Here is a 759-nt window from a genome sequence, read left to right on the forward strand (position 1 = left end):
GATCCATCCCGGCGTTTCCGGAGAGCTCAGATTGTGAGCGCCTCCTCCGGATTGAGGTTGGCGATTCGATCGTAGTGGAGTTGCTCGGCGTGCTCGGGGGTCAGGTCGTGGCAGTAGCTGTGCGGTCGCAGGCGGTTGTAGAACGCGACCCATTCGGCGGTGGCCAGTGACAGCTCGGCGACCCCGGGAAATCGGGGCCCGTAGTCGACCAGTTCGTTCTTGTAGTCGGCGTTGACCGACTCGGCCAACGCGTTGTCGTAGCTGTCGCCGACGCTGCCGACCGACGGGGTGATCCCCGCAGTCGACAGGCGTTGGCCGAACGCGAGTGCGGTGTACTGCGAGCCGGCATCGCTGTGATGGACCAGCTCACTCAAATCGGTGATGCCAGCCCGATTTCGGCTCTCGATCGCGGTGTTGATCGCGTCGGTGACCAGGTCGACCGTCATCTGCGTGGCCACCTTCCAGCCGACGATCTTGCGGGCGAACGCGTCGATGACGAACGCGGTGTACACCCATCCCGCGCCGGTGCGACAGTAGGTGAAATCAGCAACCCAGAGCCGGTTCGGGGCAGGTGCGGTGAAACGCCGATCCACCAGATCGGCCGGGCGCTCATCGGCCGGATTCGGCGTCGTGGTGCGCGGGGACTTCTTCTTCGACGCACCCCGCCAACCCATCTCGGCCATGAGACGCTCGACAGTGCAGCGAGCAACGTCAATACCGTTGCTGCGCAACATGATCCACATCTTGCGCGACCCGAGG

The 759-nt window shown here is 64.3% G+C and carries 1 pseudogene; it reads right to left on the bottom strand.

Annotation, left to right across the window (positions count from 1 at the left end):
* Positions 1-110: 110 nt before the first annotated feature.
* Positions 111-759, bottom strand: a pseudogene (locus GOARA_RS02925) (IS3 family transposase); the annotation flags it as partial.

Source organism: Gordonia araii NBRC 100433 (assembly GCF_000241265.1).
Lineage (GTDB): Bacteria > Actinomycetota > Actinomycetes > Mycobacteriales > Mycobacteriaceae > Gordonia > Gordonia araii.